1 protein-coding gene is annotated in these 242 nt (G+C 45.5%); it reads left to right on the top strand.

Annotated elements, in window-relative coordinates:
- A partial coding sequence (locus AAEY98_RS22610) for a beta-ketoacyl synthase N-terminal-like domain-containing protein (RefSeq protein ID WP_351019878.1) occupies window positions 1–242 on the top strand: 242 nt, incomplete at both ends.

Below are 242 nucleotides of genomic sequence, written 5' to 3'. Positions count from 1 at the left end.
GCTGATACATTGCGTGAAAAAGGCGTTAAGCGCGTGGGTCCTTATATTGTGCCACGCATTATGTCTAGCACCGCAAGCGCTTGTTTAGCAACACCATTTAAAATTAAAGGCATGAGTTATTCTATCAGTTCCGCGTGTGCCACTTCGGCCCATTGTATTGGCCATGCCGTTGAACTTATCCAGATGGGTAAGCAAGATATGGTGTTTGCTGGTGGTGCTGAAGAAGTTGATTGGACATTAAC

The organism is Shewanella sp. AC91-MNA-CIBAN-0169, assembly GCF_040310165.1.
Classification (GTDB): domain Bacteria; phylum Pseudomonadota; class Gammaproteobacteria; order Enterobacterales; family Shewanellaceae; genus Shewanella.
Note: the sequence above shows the minus strand (reverse complement) of the source record. Positions and strands in the feature narration are given on the sequence as shown.